At 73.3% G+C, this 13767-nt stretch carries 14 protein-coding genes; 9 read left to right on the top strand and 5 right to left on the bottom strand.

Annotated elements, in window-relative coordinates; genetic code table 11:
• The first annotated feature begins 64 nt into the window (after window positions 1-64).
• Window positions 65-556 (top strand): DUF2231 domain-containing protein, encoded by a 492-nt coding sequence (locus MVA48_RS22565; protein ID WP_246983947.1) that lies wholly within the window; start codon window positions 65-67, stop codon window positions 554-556.
• Window positions 557-673: 117 nt separating this feature from the next.
• Window positions 674-841, top strand: a complete 168-nt coding sequence (locus MVA48_RS22560) for a hypothetical protein (RefSeq protein ID WP_246983945.1) — start codon at window positions 674-676, stop codon at window positions 839-841.
• 9 nt (window positions 842-850) lie between these two features.
• On the opposite strand, the gene MVA48_RS22555 is transcribed toward MVA48_RS22560, so the two are convergent.
• The gene (locus MVA48_RS22555) at window positions 851-1237 is read right to left on the bottom strand and encodes a hypothetical protein (protein WP_246983943.1); all 387 of its coding nucleotides are present in this window, start codon (window positions 1235-1237) and stop codon (window positions 851-853) included.
• Complete coding sequence (locus MVA48_RS22550; protein WP_246983941.1) at window positions 1230-1397, bottom strand: hypothetical protein; 168 nt, start codon at window positions 1395-1397, stop codon at window positions 1230-1232. Before MVA48_RS22550 ends, MVA48_RS22555 begins: the two co-directional genes overlap by 8 nt.
• 141 nt (window positions 1398-1538) lie before the next feature.
• Between MVA48_RS22550 and MVA48_RS22545 the strand changes: the two genes are divergently transcribed.
• The 4 genes from MVA48_RS22545 to MVA48_RS22530 all read left to right on the top strand — a co-directional run bounded on the left by MVA48_RS22545 (window position 1539) and on the right by MVA48_RS22530 (window position 8959).
• Window positions 1539-3629, top strand: coding sequence for a M14 family zinc carboxypeptidase (locus MVA48_RS22545; RefSeq protein WP_246983939.1), 2091 nt, complete (start codon window positions 1539-1541; stop codon window positions 3627-3629).
• Window positions 3630-3786: 157 nt separating this feature from the next.
• Window positions 3787-6042, top strand: a complete 2256-nt coding sequence (locus MVA48_RS22540; RefSeq protein ID WP_246983937.1) for a glycerol-3-phosphate 1-O-acyltransferase — start codon at window positions 3787-3789, stop codon at window positions 6040-6042.
• The gene (locus MVA48_RS22535) at window positions 6039-8300 is read left to right on the top strand and encodes an HAD-IB family hydrolase (protein WP_246983935.1); all 2262 of its coding nucleotides are present in this window, start codon (window positions 6039-6041) and stop codon (window positions 8298-8300) included. The genes MVA48_RS22540 and MVA48_RS22535 overlap by 4 nt, the downstream gene beginning before the upstream one ends.
• 38 nt (window positions 8301-8338) lie before the next feature.
• Window positions 8339-8959 carry a WS/DGAT domain-containing protein gene (locus tag MVA48_RS22530; RefSeq protein WP_246983933.1) on the top strand — a complete coding sequence of 207 codons (621 nt, stop codon included), beginning with the start codon at window positions 8339-8341 and terminating at the stop codon, window positions 8957-8959.
• 4 nt (window positions 8960-8963) lie between these two features.
• Here MVA48_RS22530 and MVA48_RS22525 read toward each other — a convergent pair whose 3' ends face one another.
• Window positions 8964-10259 carry a PP2C family protein-serine/threonine phosphatase gene (locus tag MVA48_RS22525; protein ID WP_246983931.1) on the bottom strand — a complete coding sequence of 432 codons (1296 nt, stop codon included), beginning with the start codon at window positions 10257-10259 and terminating at the stop codon, window positions 8964-8966.
• A gap of 92 nt (window positions 10260-10351) precedes the next feature.
• Between MVA48_RS22525 and MVA48_RS22520 the strand changes: the two genes are divergently transcribed.
• Complete coding sequence (locus MVA48_RS22520) at window positions 10352-10957, top strand: methyltransferase domain-containing protein (protein ID WP_246983929.1); 606 nt, start codon at window positions 10352-10354, stop codon at window positions 10955-10957.
• A 9-nt stretch (window positions 10958-10966) separates the two neighbouring features.
• Here MVA48_RS22520 and MVA48_RS22515 read toward each other — a convergent pair whose 3' ends face one another.
• Both MVA48_RS22515 and MVA48_RS22510 read right to left on the bottom strand, forming a co-directional pair.
• On the bottom strand, window positions 10967-11803 hold the full coding sequence (locus MVA48_RS22515) for a DUF817 domain-containing protein (protein ID WP_246983927.1): 837 nt from the start codon (window positions 11801-11803) through the stop codon (window positions 10967-10969).
• A 10-nt stretch (window positions 11804-11813) separates the two neighbouring features.
• Window positions 11814-12287, bottom strand: coding sequence for an NUDIX domain-containing protein (locus MVA48_RS22510; RefSeq protein ID WP_246983925.1), 474 nt, complete (start codon window positions 12285-12287; stop codon window positions 11814-11816).
• Window positions 12288-12527: 240 nt separating this feature from the next.
• Here MVA48_RS22510 and MVA48_RS22505 point away from each other — a divergent pair, with 240 nt between their 5' ends.
• Both MVA48_RS22505 and MVA48_RS22500 read left to right on the top strand, forming a co-directional pair.
• Window positions 12528-12914 (top strand): MarR family transcriptional regulator, encoded by a 387-nt coding sequence (locus MVA48_RS22505; protein ID WP_246983923.1) that lies wholly within the window; start codon window positions 12528-12530, stop codon window positions 12912-12914.
• A gap of 172 nt (window positions 12915-13086) precedes the next feature.
• Window positions 13087-13692 carry an FUSC family protein gene (locus tag MVA48_RS22500; RefSeq protein WP_246983921.1) on the top strand — a complete coding sequence of 202 codons (606 nt, stop codon included), beginning with the start codon at window positions 13087-13089 and terminating at the stop codon, window positions 13690-13692.
• Window positions 13693-13767 lie beyond the last annotated feature (75 nt).

Genomic DNA, 13767 nt, shown 5'->3' with positions numbered 1-13767 from the left:
CCAGGTGTATGACAAACATATGTTGGTGGTACAGATGCCACCCGTTCCTCGACGAGGAGGAGACATGGAGAGCTCCGCGAAGGCCGCCGGTCACCCGATCCACCAGCAGCTGATCGTCTTCCCGCTGGGCCTGCTGGCCACGGCGGTCGTGTTCGACGTGCTGCGCCTGCTGACCGACAACGACGACTTCTCGGTCGCCGGTTACTACATGATCGCCGCCGGGGTGCTCAGCGGGCTGCTCGCAGCGGTCTTCGGCGCGATCGACTACCTGGCCATCCCGACCGGCAGCCGTGCCCGCCGGATCGGCGCGCTCCACGGCATCGGCATCGTCGTGGTCGTCGTCCTGTTCGCGGTCAGCTGGCTGCTGCGCGGCGCCGAGCCCGGGTACGCGCCGACCACGCTCGCCTTCCTTCTGTCCCTGGCCGGCGCGCTCCTGGCGGTGGCCACGGGCTGGCTCGGCGGCGAACTGGTCTCCCGGCTCGGCGTGGGCGTCTCCCCCGACGCGGGCCTGGACGCACCTGCCCGCTTCGACACCGGGATCCGGATGCGCCGGTGACCGGGACGGGGAGGGGTTCGACGCCCTCGGGCCGCTGATCCCCGGCGTCGGCTGCTGATCTCCGTGGCGGCGGGCGGCCTACGCTGGGGTCGACCGCCCGCCGACAAGGAGGTACCCGTGCTGCGCTTCCTCGGACTGCTGCTCGTCGTCTGGCTGGTGATCTCCGTGGTCGGCGCGGTCGTCAAGGGTCTGTTCTGGCTGACGGTCGTGGGCCTGCTCTTCTTCGTCGCGACAGCCGCGATCGGCTGGAACAAGCGCGAGACCAAGGCGCTGCCGCCGCGCTGACGACCGGCCTCAGCTCCGCCCGAGCGCGGTGAGCCGTTCCTCCCGAGCGGCGCGCAACAGGGGTACGAGCCGGGGGTCCTCGAGGTCCTCGACGGTGCGGACGGTCATCTTCCGCATGTTCGTGCCCGTTCCTCCGAGCAGACCACCGTCGTCGAGGTGCGCGCCGTAGTTGCACCCCAGGTTGAGGTGCTTCGGGTGCGCCGCGAGGTAGGCGTAGTGCTCCGACATCTTCTTCGGGCCGACCCCGTAGCCGACGGTCCGCTGGTGCGCCCAGACGACCCGCACGACCGCGGGATCGGTGCGGCGGACGAGGTCGTCGGCGGCGCGGACGAGCGCGGCCACCTCCGGGGAGACGGCGGCCAGCAGCTCGGCGAACCGGTGGTCGTCCTCAGTCACCGTCGACGTCCCCGCCGGCGCCGTCCCCGTACGGGTTCGGCCCCTCCCACACCGAGGCGTCCGGGCGGGGCTCGGCCTGGATCTCGACCTGCTCGGCGACCGGCACCCGCGCCGTCCTGACCAGCTGCTCCTCCGGGATGGCGTACGGGCTCTCGCTCATGGCCAGAGGGTCGCGCCGTCCTCCCCCGTTGTCCACCGCGACCGGCGTCCTACCGATCAGTAGGAATTGCGTGACCTCGCGGCGGTGCGCTCGTTCTCCCGGCAACGAGCGAACCCGCCGCCGAGACCGGAGAGGCACCCGATGCTTTCTTCCATCCGCCGCCGCGCCACCCTGTGCGGCCTCAGCACCGCCGTCCTGATCGGCCTCACCACGGCCGGGCTCTCGGTGCCCGCCGCGGCAGAGGACGAGGCGTTCCGACCGCAACTGGTCACCGTCGACACCCCGACCCGTGAGGACAAGCGGCTGCTGCAGACGCTCGGGCTCGACCTCACCGAGCACGCCGGCCACGACTACGTCGAGGTGGTCCTGCACAGCCCCGCGGACGTCGCCGCGCTCGCCGCGGCCGGCCTCGGGTTCGACGTGCGCATCCCCGACCTGCTCCGCCGCGAGGCGGAGAACAACGCGGTCAACGCCGCCTACGCCGCGGCGACGCTCAGCTCGCCGCTGCCGTCGGGCCGCGACGCCTACCGGACGCTGGCCGACTACGACGCCGACATGGCCGCCCTCGCTGCCGAGCACCCCGACCTGGTGCGGAAGTTCGCCCTGCCGCACCCGTCGCTGGACGGCCGGCCGATCCACGGCGTCGAGATCGGCAAGGACGTGACCGGCCCCGACCGCGGACTGCCCGTCTTCGTGATGCTGGGACTCCACCACGCCCGCGAGTGGCCCTCGGGCGAGCACGCCATGGAGTTCGCCGTCGACCTCGTGAAGAACTACGGCACCGACCGCCGGATCACCGACCTGGTCGACCGTTCCCGCGTCATCGTCGTCCCGGTCGTCAACGTCGACGGGTTCGAGCTCTCCCGCACCGACGGCGGGCTGATCGACCTGCGCGAGCTGGACCGGGGCGGGACGGGCAGCCTGCTCGGCACGCCCGGCAACGCCTACAAGCGCAAGAACTGCCGTCTCGTCGACGGGCAGGACACCCCGGACGGGACCTGCCGGGCAGGCAGCATCACCAGTCCCGGAGGCTTCGGGACCGGCGTCGACCTGAACCGCAACTACGGCGGCTACTGGGGCGGGCCGGGCGCCTCCGACCTGGTCGCCGACCCCACCTACCGCGGCGCCACGGCGTTCTCCGAGCCGGAGACGCAGAACATCCGCGAGCTGGTGAGCGGCCGGCACGTGACGACACTGATCACCAACCACACGTTCTCCAACCTCGTCCTCCGCCCGAACGGCGCCGCCCCCGACCTGGTGCCGCCGAGCGAGGGCATCCCGCTCGGCGACCCGTTCGACGAGGCGGCGCTCAAGGAGCTCGGCGACGCGATGGCCGCGCAGAACGGGTACACCAGCCAGCACGCCTGGGAGCTCTACGACACCACGGGCTCCACCGAGGACTGGTCGTACAACGCGACCGGCGGGTTCGGCTACACGTTCGAGATCGGGGCGCACGAGTTCCACCCGCCGTTCCCCGAGGTCGTCGACGAGTACCTCGGCGCCGGGCCGCACGCCGGCAAGGGGAACCGGGAGGCGTACCTGCTGGCCCTGGAGAACGCCGTGAACCCGGAGACGCACTCGGTGCTCACCGGCAAGGCGCCGGCCGGCGCCACGCTGCGGCTGAAGAAGACCTTCGCCAGCCCGACCTGGGAGGGCTCCATCCAGGACACCCTCGACACGACGATGACCGTGGGGCCGAACGGCCGGTACACCTGGCACGTCAACCCCTCCACCCGCCCGGTCGTGATGGACCGGCAGGTCGAGACGATCTCCGGTGAGCCGGCGGTCTCGCGGTCCTGGACGGGCACGACGGCACCGACCCAGTCCACCGATCAGGAGTTCGTCCTGGATCGGGACGTCGACCTGCTCGAGGTCACCCTCGACTGGCCGACCCCCGACGACATGGACCTCGAGGTGTACCGGAAGAACGCCGACGGCTCGCTCACCGAGGTGGGCAGCTCCGGCAACTTCGTCGGCGAGAAGGAGCGGGCGCTGCTGCAGGACCCGGACCAGGGCACGTACGTCCTGCGGGTGATCAACTTCGCCTCCGTGACGCCGACCTGGACGCTGACCGCCGCAGGGTTCGTCGCCGAGACGTCGACCGTCCCCGGGCTGGTCGAGTCCTGGACGCTCACCTGCGAGCGCGACGGCCGGGTCCTCGAACGGGTGCCGGTCGTCATCGACCGCGGGCAGCAGCTGAAGGTCGACCTGAAGGCCTGCGGGCGGCGCTGAGCCTCCGGCGCGACCAGGGGCGGGACGCCGGACGGTACGTCCGGCGTCCCGCTTGCGTTGTGCCGCACGTCCACCGGGGTGGGGTCGCGGTCACGGTCCCGGTGGGCCATGTTCTCCGTGTGCGAGTGTCTGCAGGCCGATGAGAGGTGACACAGGAGTGACCGGACTGCAGGTGGGCAGTGACGCCTCCCTGATCGTGCTGGTCGACGTCTCGAGCGAGACCGAACGTCGGCTGGTCGACGCCGCGATGTCCGACATGGACCGACCGCCGCTGGCGGTCCTCCCGCTGCGCGGGGAGGCACTGGCCGGGCCGCTGGCCGGCGCGGACCCCGACACCGTGGTGACCGCGGTCCGGGTGGCCTGGGCTCCCCGCCGTCCGGTGGGCCACGTGGAATCCGGACGGCGGAGGGGTCGGCTGGCGGCAGCCGTGCCCGCACTGCGCCGCCGTCCCCTCGCGCCGCTGCAGAGGACGGCGCTCCACCGCGACCCCGACCGCGCCCAGGTGGTGCTGGCCGAGCCGGCCACGGTCGCCGAACTCGCCGGCCGGTGGGGCGGAACCGGATCGCTGGCCGACTTCGTGTGCCACCAGGCGGGGATCGCGCTGGACCGGGCCGAGCGGGGCGTCGTCGGCGAGCGGGTCAAGGTGCCCCGGCACGTCGTCGAGGCGATCGAGGCCAGCCCGGAGTTCCGTCGCGAGCTGACGGCCCTGGCCGAGCGGATGGAGTGCCCCGAGGAGGAGGTGCACGCGCAGGCGAGGGCGGCGCTCGAGGGGCTGGTCGCCGCCGTCGACCCGGCCGCGGTCGAGGTGTTCACCGGTATGTTCCGCCCGCTGCACTCACGCGCGTGGGACGTGCAGGCCGACACCGCGGGGCTCGCGCGGCTGCGTGAGCTCAACCGCAGGCATCCGCTGGTCTTCCTGCCGAGCCACCGTTCCTACGTCGACCCGCTGGTGCTTGCCGACGTGCTCGCCCAGCACGACTTCCCGCGCAACCACGTGCTCGGCGGCGACAACCTGAGCTTCTGGCCGGTCGGACCCCTGGCCAAGCGCGCCGGCATCGTGTTCATCCGGCGCAGTTTCGGCGACGACCAGATCTACAAGCTCGCCGTCCGCGAGTACTTCGCCTTCCTGCTGGCCAAGCGCTTCAACCTCGAGTGGTACATGGAGGGGGGCCGGTCCCGGACCGGCAAGCTGCGCCCGCCACGGCACGGGCTGCTGCGCTACGTCGCCGACGCCGTCGAGCGCCGGCGGGTGGACGACGTCCTGCTCGTGCCCGTCTCGATCACCTACGACCAGTTGCGCGAGGTCTCCTTGATGGCCGCCGAGCAGGGCGGCGCGGCCAAGCGGGGCGAGGGCCTGTCCTGGCTGGCCACGTACGCGCGCGAGCAGCTGAGCACCCCGCTGGGCACCGTGCACGTCGCCTTCGCCGAGCCGCTGTCGCTGACCGCGGCTCTCGAGGCCGGCGCCGATCCGGCCGATCCCGATGCGCGGCGGCTGACGCTGCAGAAGGTCGCCTTCCAGGTGGCCGTCGGCATCAACTCGGTCACCCCGGCCACGGCGACCGCGCTGGTGACCCTCGCGCTGCTCGGCGTGCGGGACCGCGCCCTGACGCTGGCGCAGGTCCGCCGGGTGGTCGAGCCGCTGCTGGACTACCTCGACGAGCGCGGCCTGCCCCACTCCGGCGACGGACTGCGCACGTTCCGCGGCGTGCGATCGGTGCTCGCGACCCTCGCCGGACAGGGGGTGGTCACCGTCTACGACGGCGGCGAGGAGCCGGTGCACGCCATCGAGCGCGGCCAGCACCTCGTGGCGGCGTTCTACCGCAACAGCGCGATCCACCACTTCGTCGACCGGGCGATCGCCGAGCTGGTGATGCTCCGCGACCCGGTGGACCGCTGGGACGAGGCGATGCGGCTGCGCGACCAGCTCAAGTTCGAGTTCTTCTTCCCGGAGCGGGACGCCTACCGCGAGCGGCTCGGTGCCGAGCTGGAGCGCCTCGACCCGGCGTGGGAGACCGCGGACGGTCGCGACGTGCTCTGCCGGGTGCCCCTGCTCGTGGCGCACCGCGTGCTGCGGTCCTTCGTCGACGCGCAGCTCGTGGTCGCCGAGCGGCTGGCCGCCCGCGACCCCCGCACCCCCGTGGTCGAGGCCGAGTTCCTCGCCGAGTGCGGCGGCGTCGGGCAGCAGATGCTGCTGCAGGGGCGGCTGCACGGGCCCGAGTCGCTGTCGCGGGAGCTGTTCGCCACGGCCCTGCAGCTGGCCGGCAACCTCGATCTGGTCGACCCCGGCCGCGAGGAGCTGGCCCGCCGACGGCAGGAGTGGGCGGCCCAGGTGCGCGACGTCGTGACCCGCGTCGCCGTCATCGACGAGCTGGACGCCGCGGCGCGGCGGGAGACCGTGGGGGTGGAGCCGTGAGCGCGGAGCAGGAACCGGCCACCACGGCCCGGGCCGGCGAGTGGAGCGAGGAACAGCTGCTCGCCGACGTGGCGGCCGCGCCCCGCGGCCCGCGCATCGGCGCCTTCTTCGACTTCGACGGCACGGTCATCGACGGCTACTCGCTGGCCGCCTTCGCCCGCCACCACCTCCGCTCGCTGCACGTCACGCCCGCCGACCTGGGGCAGCTGCTGCTCACCGGCCTGCGCGGCGTGACCACCGAGGAGGACTTCGAGAAGTTCACCGTCGCCGGCATGAAGGCCTGGGCCGGGCGCAGCGAGGACGAGCTGGTCGAGCTCGGCGAGCGGCTGTTCGTGCAGGGCATCGCGGGCTCGCTCTACCCCGAGGCGTGGCGCCTGGTCACCGCGCACCTGCAGGCCGGGCACACCGTCGTCCTGGCGTCGTCGGCCACGCGGTTCCAGGTCGAGCCGGCGGCGCGCGCGATGGGCGTCGAGCACATCCTCGTCTCGCCGGTGCAGATCGAGGACGGCATCTGCACGGGTCGCCCGGGCGGCCCGCTGCTCTGGCGGGCCGGCAAAGCGGCGGCGGTGCAGACGTTCGCGCAGGAGCACGGCATCGACCTGGCCCGGAGCTTCGCGTACTCCAACGGTGACGAGGACGTGCCGTTCCTGCGCACCGTCGGGCGGGCCCGCGCGCTCAACCCCGGGCGCGGTCTGGCGTCGGCCGCCCGGCACTACTCCTGGCCGATCGCCCGGTTCCGGCCGCGCAACCGCAGCGGCCCGGCGGAGATCGTCCGGACCGCCGCCGGCATCGGCGGCCTGCTGGGCGGCTTCGCGACCGGCGTCGCCATCGGCGCGCTGAGCGGCAACCGGCGCGAGGCGGTCGACCTCGGCATCACCCTGGGTGGCGAGCTGGGCAGCGCGCTGGCCGGCGTGCGCCTCGACGTCCAGGGCGCCGAGCACCTGGCCACCCGGCCGGCCGTCTACCTGTTCAACCACCAGAGCCAGCTCGACGTCCTCGTCCTCGCCAAGCTGCTGCGCGGCGGCTTCACCGCCGTGGCGAAGAAGGAGCTGGCAAACGCACCCGGCTTCGGCCTCGCCTTCCGGCTGGCCGACGTCGCCTTCATCGACCGCGGCGACCCGTCGAAGGCGCGCAAGGCGCTCGAGCCGGCGGTGCAGAAGCTGCGGGAGGGCATCTCGCTGGTCATCGCACCGGAGGGGACGCGGTCGGCCACCCCGAACCTCGGGCCGTTCAAGAAGGGCGCCTTCCACGTCGCCATGCAGGCCGGGGTGCCGATCGTGCCGATCGTCATCCGCAACGCCGGCGAGCTGATGTGGCGCGGGGCGTCGACGATCCAGTCGGGCACCGTGCAGGTGCGGGTGCTGCCGCCGGTTCCCACCGAGGGCTGGACGCTGAAGGACCTGAACGGGAAGGTCGAGGAGGTCCGCGGGCAGTACCTCGACGCGCTGGCCAACTGGTCGGGCCGCACCGCCGGCCCGGTCGACGTCACCGAGGCGAGCGCGGACGACGGAGCCGCACCCCCGCCGGCGGTGCCGCTGGACTGGGGCATCTCACCGGAGATGAACCCGCTGGAGACGGCGATGTGGCGGGCCGAGGTCGCCGATCCCCGGCTGCGCAGCAACGTGACGCTGCTGGAGATCCTCGACCCGGCGCCGGACTGGGAGCGGCTGAAGGCGGCGCACGAGTGGGCGTCGCGCATGGTGCCGCGCATGCGGCAGCGGGTCGTCGAGCCCGCCCTGGGCGTCGGCGCCCCGCGCTGGGTGACCGTCGCCGAGCTCGACCTCGACCGGCACGTGCGCCGGGTGCAGCTGGACTCCCCCGGCTCGATGCGCCAGCTGCTCGACGCCGTCCAGGAGTTCGCCGCGGCGCCGCTGGACCGCGACCGCCCCCTGTGGGAGGTGCTGCTGGTCGAGGGGCTGCCGGACGGCCGCGCCGGCTACGTGGTGAAGACCCACCACAGCACCACCGACGGGCTCGGCGCGGTGCAGCTCATGAGCCGGCTGCACAGCCGAACAGCCGAGCACGACCCGTCCCGTCCCGAGCCGCCGGTCCCGCTGCCGGACGACGCCTCACCGGTCGAGGTGCTCAAGGACCAGCTGGTCGGGACGGCGAAGTCGGTGCCGCTGGCCGCGCTGCGCCGCGGCGTCGAGGCGCTCGGCGGCCTCCGGCGGCCGTGGGAGGCGGCCGCCTCGGCCGTCGAGGCGGCGCGGTCGGCCACCTCGACCCTCGCGCCGCCGAAGGGGGTTCGTCGCTGCTGACACCGCGCGGCGGCGGCTGGCACTTCGAGGTGCTCGAGGTGCCGCTCGCCGACCTCAAGGCCGGGGCCAAGGCGGCCGGCGGCTCCCTGAACGACGGGTTCCTCGCCGCCGTCGTCGGCGGGTTCCGGCGGTACCACGAACGGCTCGGTGCGACGGCGGAGACGCTGACCCTCGGCATCCCGATCAGCCTGCGGGCGCAGGACGACCCGCAGGGCGGCAACCGGTTCACCGGCGCCCGGTTCCCGGCGTCTCTGGACGAGCCGGACCCGGCCACCCGCATCAAGGCGATCCGTGAGTTCGTGCTGTCCGCCCGCAACAGCAGCGGGTCGGGCGTGGTCGACGACCTGCTCGGGCCGCTGCTGGGCTGGCTGCCGGCGCCCGTGATCGGCGCGGTCTCCGGTTCGCTGACCAGCGCCAACGACGTGCAGGTGTCGAACATGCCGGGGGTGTCGCACCCCGTCTACATCGCGGGGTCGCGCATCGTGCGCATGTACCCGTTCGGCCCGCTCCCCGGCTGCGCGGCGATGATCACGCTGATCTCGCACGAGGACCAGTGCTGCATCGGCGTCAACGTCGACGCCGCCGCCGTCACCGACCCCGGTGCGCTGGTGGCGGATCTGCAGGCCGGCCTCGACGAGGTGGTGGCGCTGGGCCGCTGAGCCGCTAGCGCCCCTCCGACGTGGGCGCGGCCTCGGGGATCTCCGGGTTGAGCTCGTCCTCGCGCGGCGGCCGCTTCCACTCGACCAGCAGGAGGGAGGCGTCGTCGCTGGTGCGCCCGGAGCGGGCGGCCATGAGCGCGTGCGAGAGGCGGCGGACGGTCTCGGCGGCGGCGAGCCCCTCGGTGGCGGTGTCCTCGAGCAGCCCCTCCAGCCGGGCCTCGCCGAACTGCTCGCCGCCTTCCAGCCGTTCCTCCACCACTCCGTCGGTGAACAGCAGCACCCGGTCGCCCTGCTCCAGCTTGGCCGACTGGATCGTCGGCGCGGAGCCGCCGAGGCCGATCGGGCGCGACGCCGAGCACTCCAGCTCCCCGATCACCCGGCCGTCGCGCACCCACAGCGGCGCGGGGTGGCCGGCGTTCACCCAGGCCAGTTCCCCCGACTCGACGTCGAGCATGCCGATCTGGGCCGTGGCGAACTGGCCGGGGAAGGCCTGCGCGACGACGTCGTCCATGGCGGTGTACAGCTCCTCCAGCCCGGCGTTCCGGCGGCGCCCGTGCCGGTAGGCGGCCAGGGCGACGGTGCTCATGGTTGCCGCGTCCAGGCCGTGCCCCATCGCGTCGAACACGCCAAGGTGCAGGACGTGCCCGTCGAGCGCGTAGTCGAACGCGTCGCCGCCGACCTCGTAGGCGGGCTCGAGGACGCCGGCCAGATCGACGAACGGAGTCGTCATCGCCAGCGGCGGCAGCGCCGACCACTGCAGCTGGGCCGCCAGGCTCATCGGCCGCGCCGTGCGCAGGCGGGCGAAGACGTCGGTGTACGCGTCCTTGGTCACGATGAGGTCGGCGACGAGCCCCGCGAGGCGCTGTGCCAGCCGCCGGTCGCCGTCGTTCACCCGGGGCAGGCGCAGCATCAGGACGCCGACGCGATCGGAGCCGTCGAGCATGGGCAGGTACAGCCGGACCGAGGCGTCGGGCTGCGGCTCCTCGACCAGCGAGTCGGTGGTGAACGCGCGCCCGACCACGCTCTCGTCGATCGGCACGCGCCGTCCGCTCAGGCCGCGCCCGGAGAGGGGCTGCAGGTGCACCTGGTCGTAGTCCTGCAGGAAGATCCCGATCTCCATGGCACCTGCCGCGCGGGCCTCCTGCGCGACCAGCGGCCCGACGAGGTCGGCCGGGATGAGGTGGGCGCGGTCGAGCAGACGGCCGAGCAGCGCCTCCCCCATGCTCTCGACCGTCGGCAGGCCCTCGGCGCCACTGCGGAAGCCGGCCGGCAGCCGGTCGGACTCGTCGGTGGACGGCATCTACGAACGATGAGCCGGCAGCGGTCCCGGCAAACGCCCGGTGGGACACTCCCCCGGTGTCCGGCTGCTGCGATCCCCGCGGGTGCGACCGCGTGTTCGACGAGCGGTTCGCCCGTCGGCGGGCGGCCCGGTACCGGTCCAAGGGCCTGGACCGCACGGCCCGCCGGATGGTCGACGTGCTCCCGGACGACGACGTGCGCGGCGCCACCGTGCTGGAGATCGGCGGCGGGGTCGGCGAGATCCATCTCGAGCTGCTGCGGCGCGGGGCGACGTCGGCGACCGCGCTCGAGCTCTCCCCCGCCTACGACGCTGCGGCGGATCAGCTGGTCGAGGAGGCGGGGCTGCGCGGGCGGGTGACCCGTCGCCTGCTCGACATCGCGGCCGAGCCCGACTCCGTGGCGGCCGCCGACATCGTGGTGCTGCACCGGGTGGTCTGCTGCTACCCCGACGTGGCCGGGCTCCTCGGCGCGGCCGCGGACCACGCCCGGCGGCACGTGGTGTTCAGCCATCCGCCGCGCAACGCCCTGTCGCGCTCGGTGGTCGCCACCCAGAACGCGCTGCTCCGCATCGGCGGCGGTGAGTTCCGCGCCTTCGCGCACCCACCCGAGGCGATGATGGGCGTGCTCGCCGATCGCGGGATGAGCCCCGTCCCCGTCCACCGCGGCCCGGCCTGGCAGGTGACCGCCGCGACGCGCTGACCGCCCGGCTCAGGTGGAGGCGACCGGCTCCCGCAGCGGCGGCAGGAGATCGACCGGGACGTCGTAGGCCCGCAGCACGGTCCGCTCGCGGGTGCTGCCGTAGAGCCGCCCCTCGTAGGACTTGACCGCCGTGACCAGCACGATGCTGACCACGACGAGCAGCGACCACGAGCCGAGCTTCGCGGCGTGGACCAGCGTCCACACCGACTCCTGGGAGGGGTACTGCCAGGCGCGCAGGAGCGTGGCGGCGTTCTCGGCAACCCACAGGAAGCAGCCGATGAGGCCGAAGGACAGCGCGAGCGGCATCGCGTAGCGGCGTCCCCCGACGGTGAAATGCACCCACGTGCGCCACGTGACGACCAGCAGTGCCACGGCGAGCGGCACCCGCACGTCCCAGGTCACGTGCGAGGTGAAGAAGTTGAGGTAGATCATCGCCGCGACGAGCGCCGTCCTGCGCGCCCGGTAGCCGGTGATGCGCAGGTCGAACCGGCGCCACGCCTGGCAGACGTAGCTGCCGACGGCGGCGTACATGAAGCCGCTGTACAGCGGCACGCCGCCGACCGTCGCCCAGCCCGTGTCGGGGTACGACCACGAGCCCTGCCGAACCTTGTACAGCTCCAGGGCCAGGCCCACGAGGTGGAAGCCGAAGATCACGGCGACCTCGCGGCCGGTCTTCCATCGCACCAGCCAGAGCACGAGGGTCACCGCCAGGCACCAGATCAGGAGCGCGTCCGCCGGATCGATCGGCAGGGGCACGACCCGGACCAGCCCCAGCCCGAGGAAGAACAGGACGGCGAAGAGGCAGCACTGCGCCTCGACCCAGCCGAAACGCAGCAGCTGTCGCACCCGGCGAAGGCTAGGTGACCGATCCGTCGATCCGGGTGAGGAGGCGGTCCAGGAACGGCAGCTGTCCCTTGACCAGCTTCTGCCTGGCCACGTCGATCGGCACCCAGGCGGCCCGGTCCATCTCGGGGAACTCCTGCATCCGACCGGACCGCGGTGGCCACTCGAGCAGGAAGGTGTTGCTGCGGCAGGCCTCGGCGTCGAGGTCGCCCTCGGCCGCCCACATGGTGAGCACCTTGCCGCCGGCCCTGACGTCTCCCAGGGCGACGAGGTCGGAGGTCGGCACGGGTGCGCCGAGCTCCTCCTCGAACTCCCGGCACGCGACCGCGCGCGGATCCTGCCCGTCGTCGTACTCGCCCTTCGGGATCGACCAGGCGCCGTCGTCCTTCTTCGCCCAGAACGGTCCGCCCATGTGGCCGATCAGCACCTCGACGCCGCCGTCGGCTGCTCGCCGGTGGAGCAACACCCCCGCACTCGTGCGTGCCATCGGGTCAGTCCACCAGATCCAGGTCCTGATGCGGCGTGCGCCGGACGACCGGCGCCCCGGCCCCGCACCTGGCGGGACCGGGGCGCCGGTCGTGGGACGTGCCGGTGGTCAGCTGGCGAGGCTCGTCCAAGTGTCACTCCGAGGCTTGCTGGCGACATTCCTTGCCAAGATCGACATTGCTTGCCACGTTAGCCGCGTATCTTGGCAAGCGTGGCAAGTGGCAAATGTGGGGCCGAGGAGGTGGCCCGTGAGCGCGACGCCGCGGTGGCGGACGCGCTCGACGAGGCTGCGCGGGTCCTGGTGCGGCTGGCAGCCCGGCTCCGCGCCGTGCACGACGGACCTCGTGCGGCTGACCGCGTCGCCGCGCCGCCGCCCGCTGCGCCCGCTCCGGAGACGCCCGCTCGGCAGCGGCGGAGGCAGCCGCTCGGTGAGCGTCAGCAGGCCGTGCTGGCGTTAGGTGGGCTGGCGACCGAGACCGGCTTGGCCGCCGGCGATGTGGCGCAAGCTCTCGGGTACACGGCGCCGAACGCCACCAACATCCTCAAGCGGCTCGAGGAGCTGTCCTACCTGAGCCGCGTCCCCGGGGAGCGGCCGCTGCGCTGGCGCCGACGCGAGGTGTCGGGCTGATCTTCCGGCTCAGCGGGAGGGGTGGCAGCCGCTGGCCGCCGGGCCCGGCGGTCCCACGGGGGTCACGGTCGACGCGACTGCTGAGTTCTTCCGGACGCGGGCCAACGGACCGACACATCTCGCCCCTCCAGGTGACGCCAAGGCGCGGCAGGAGAAGGCAAGATCACCGGGCATGGGGCGCGTCAGGCTCACCGCAGGCGGCGTCAGTCCGGGGCAGGTGCGCCTCAAGCCCTCCGGGGCGAGTGAGCGGCTGCGGCGACCCGGCGACGACATCAACTACACGACGCGCCCTGGGGAGAAGTGCAGGGTATGTGGGCGGCGGGCCGCCGTTCCCGAGAGCGGACGCAGCAGGCTGTGCCAGGTCTGCACCCCGGACGGGCGGATCGTCGCCGAGGTCACCGCGGCGCTGAAGGCCGCCGGGCAGCCGCCGCTGAGCGCTGCCGTTCCGGCCGGTGCCCCGCTGCGCAAGCTCCGGACGCGCGGGTTGCAGGCGAAGGCGCGACTCGATGAACGCCGCCGGCAGCACAAGGACGTCACACCGCCGGCGGAAGCGCGCAGGAACTCGTCGGCCCGCGTCGCTGATCAGGCACCTCGACCGGCCCGCCGGTTGAGCGCGCAGGACAAGCAGGCCGGGGTACGGCGGCTACGCGCGCGGATCACCAGCATCGAGCGGCAGCTGAACAGCGCCGGGGCGCTGCGCCCCCATGCCCGGGCCCGGCTCGAAGAGGAGCTCGGCGCCGCGAGGAGGCTGCTGTCCCGCTGGAACGACACCCGCTGATCCGCGCCAACGGCGCGCCCCGATGTGGGCGCCGGGACCCGGTCGGATGGCCTGCCCCGAGCGCGGCAGACGGTA

Origin of the sequence: Blastococcus sp. PRF04-17 (genome assembly GCF_023016265.1) — a bacterium.
Lineage (GTDB): Bacteria > Actinomycetota > Actinomycetes > Mycobacteriales > Geodermatophilaceae > Blastococcus_B.
Note: the sequence above shows the minus strand (reverse complement) of the source record. Positions and strands in the feature narration are given on the sequence as shown.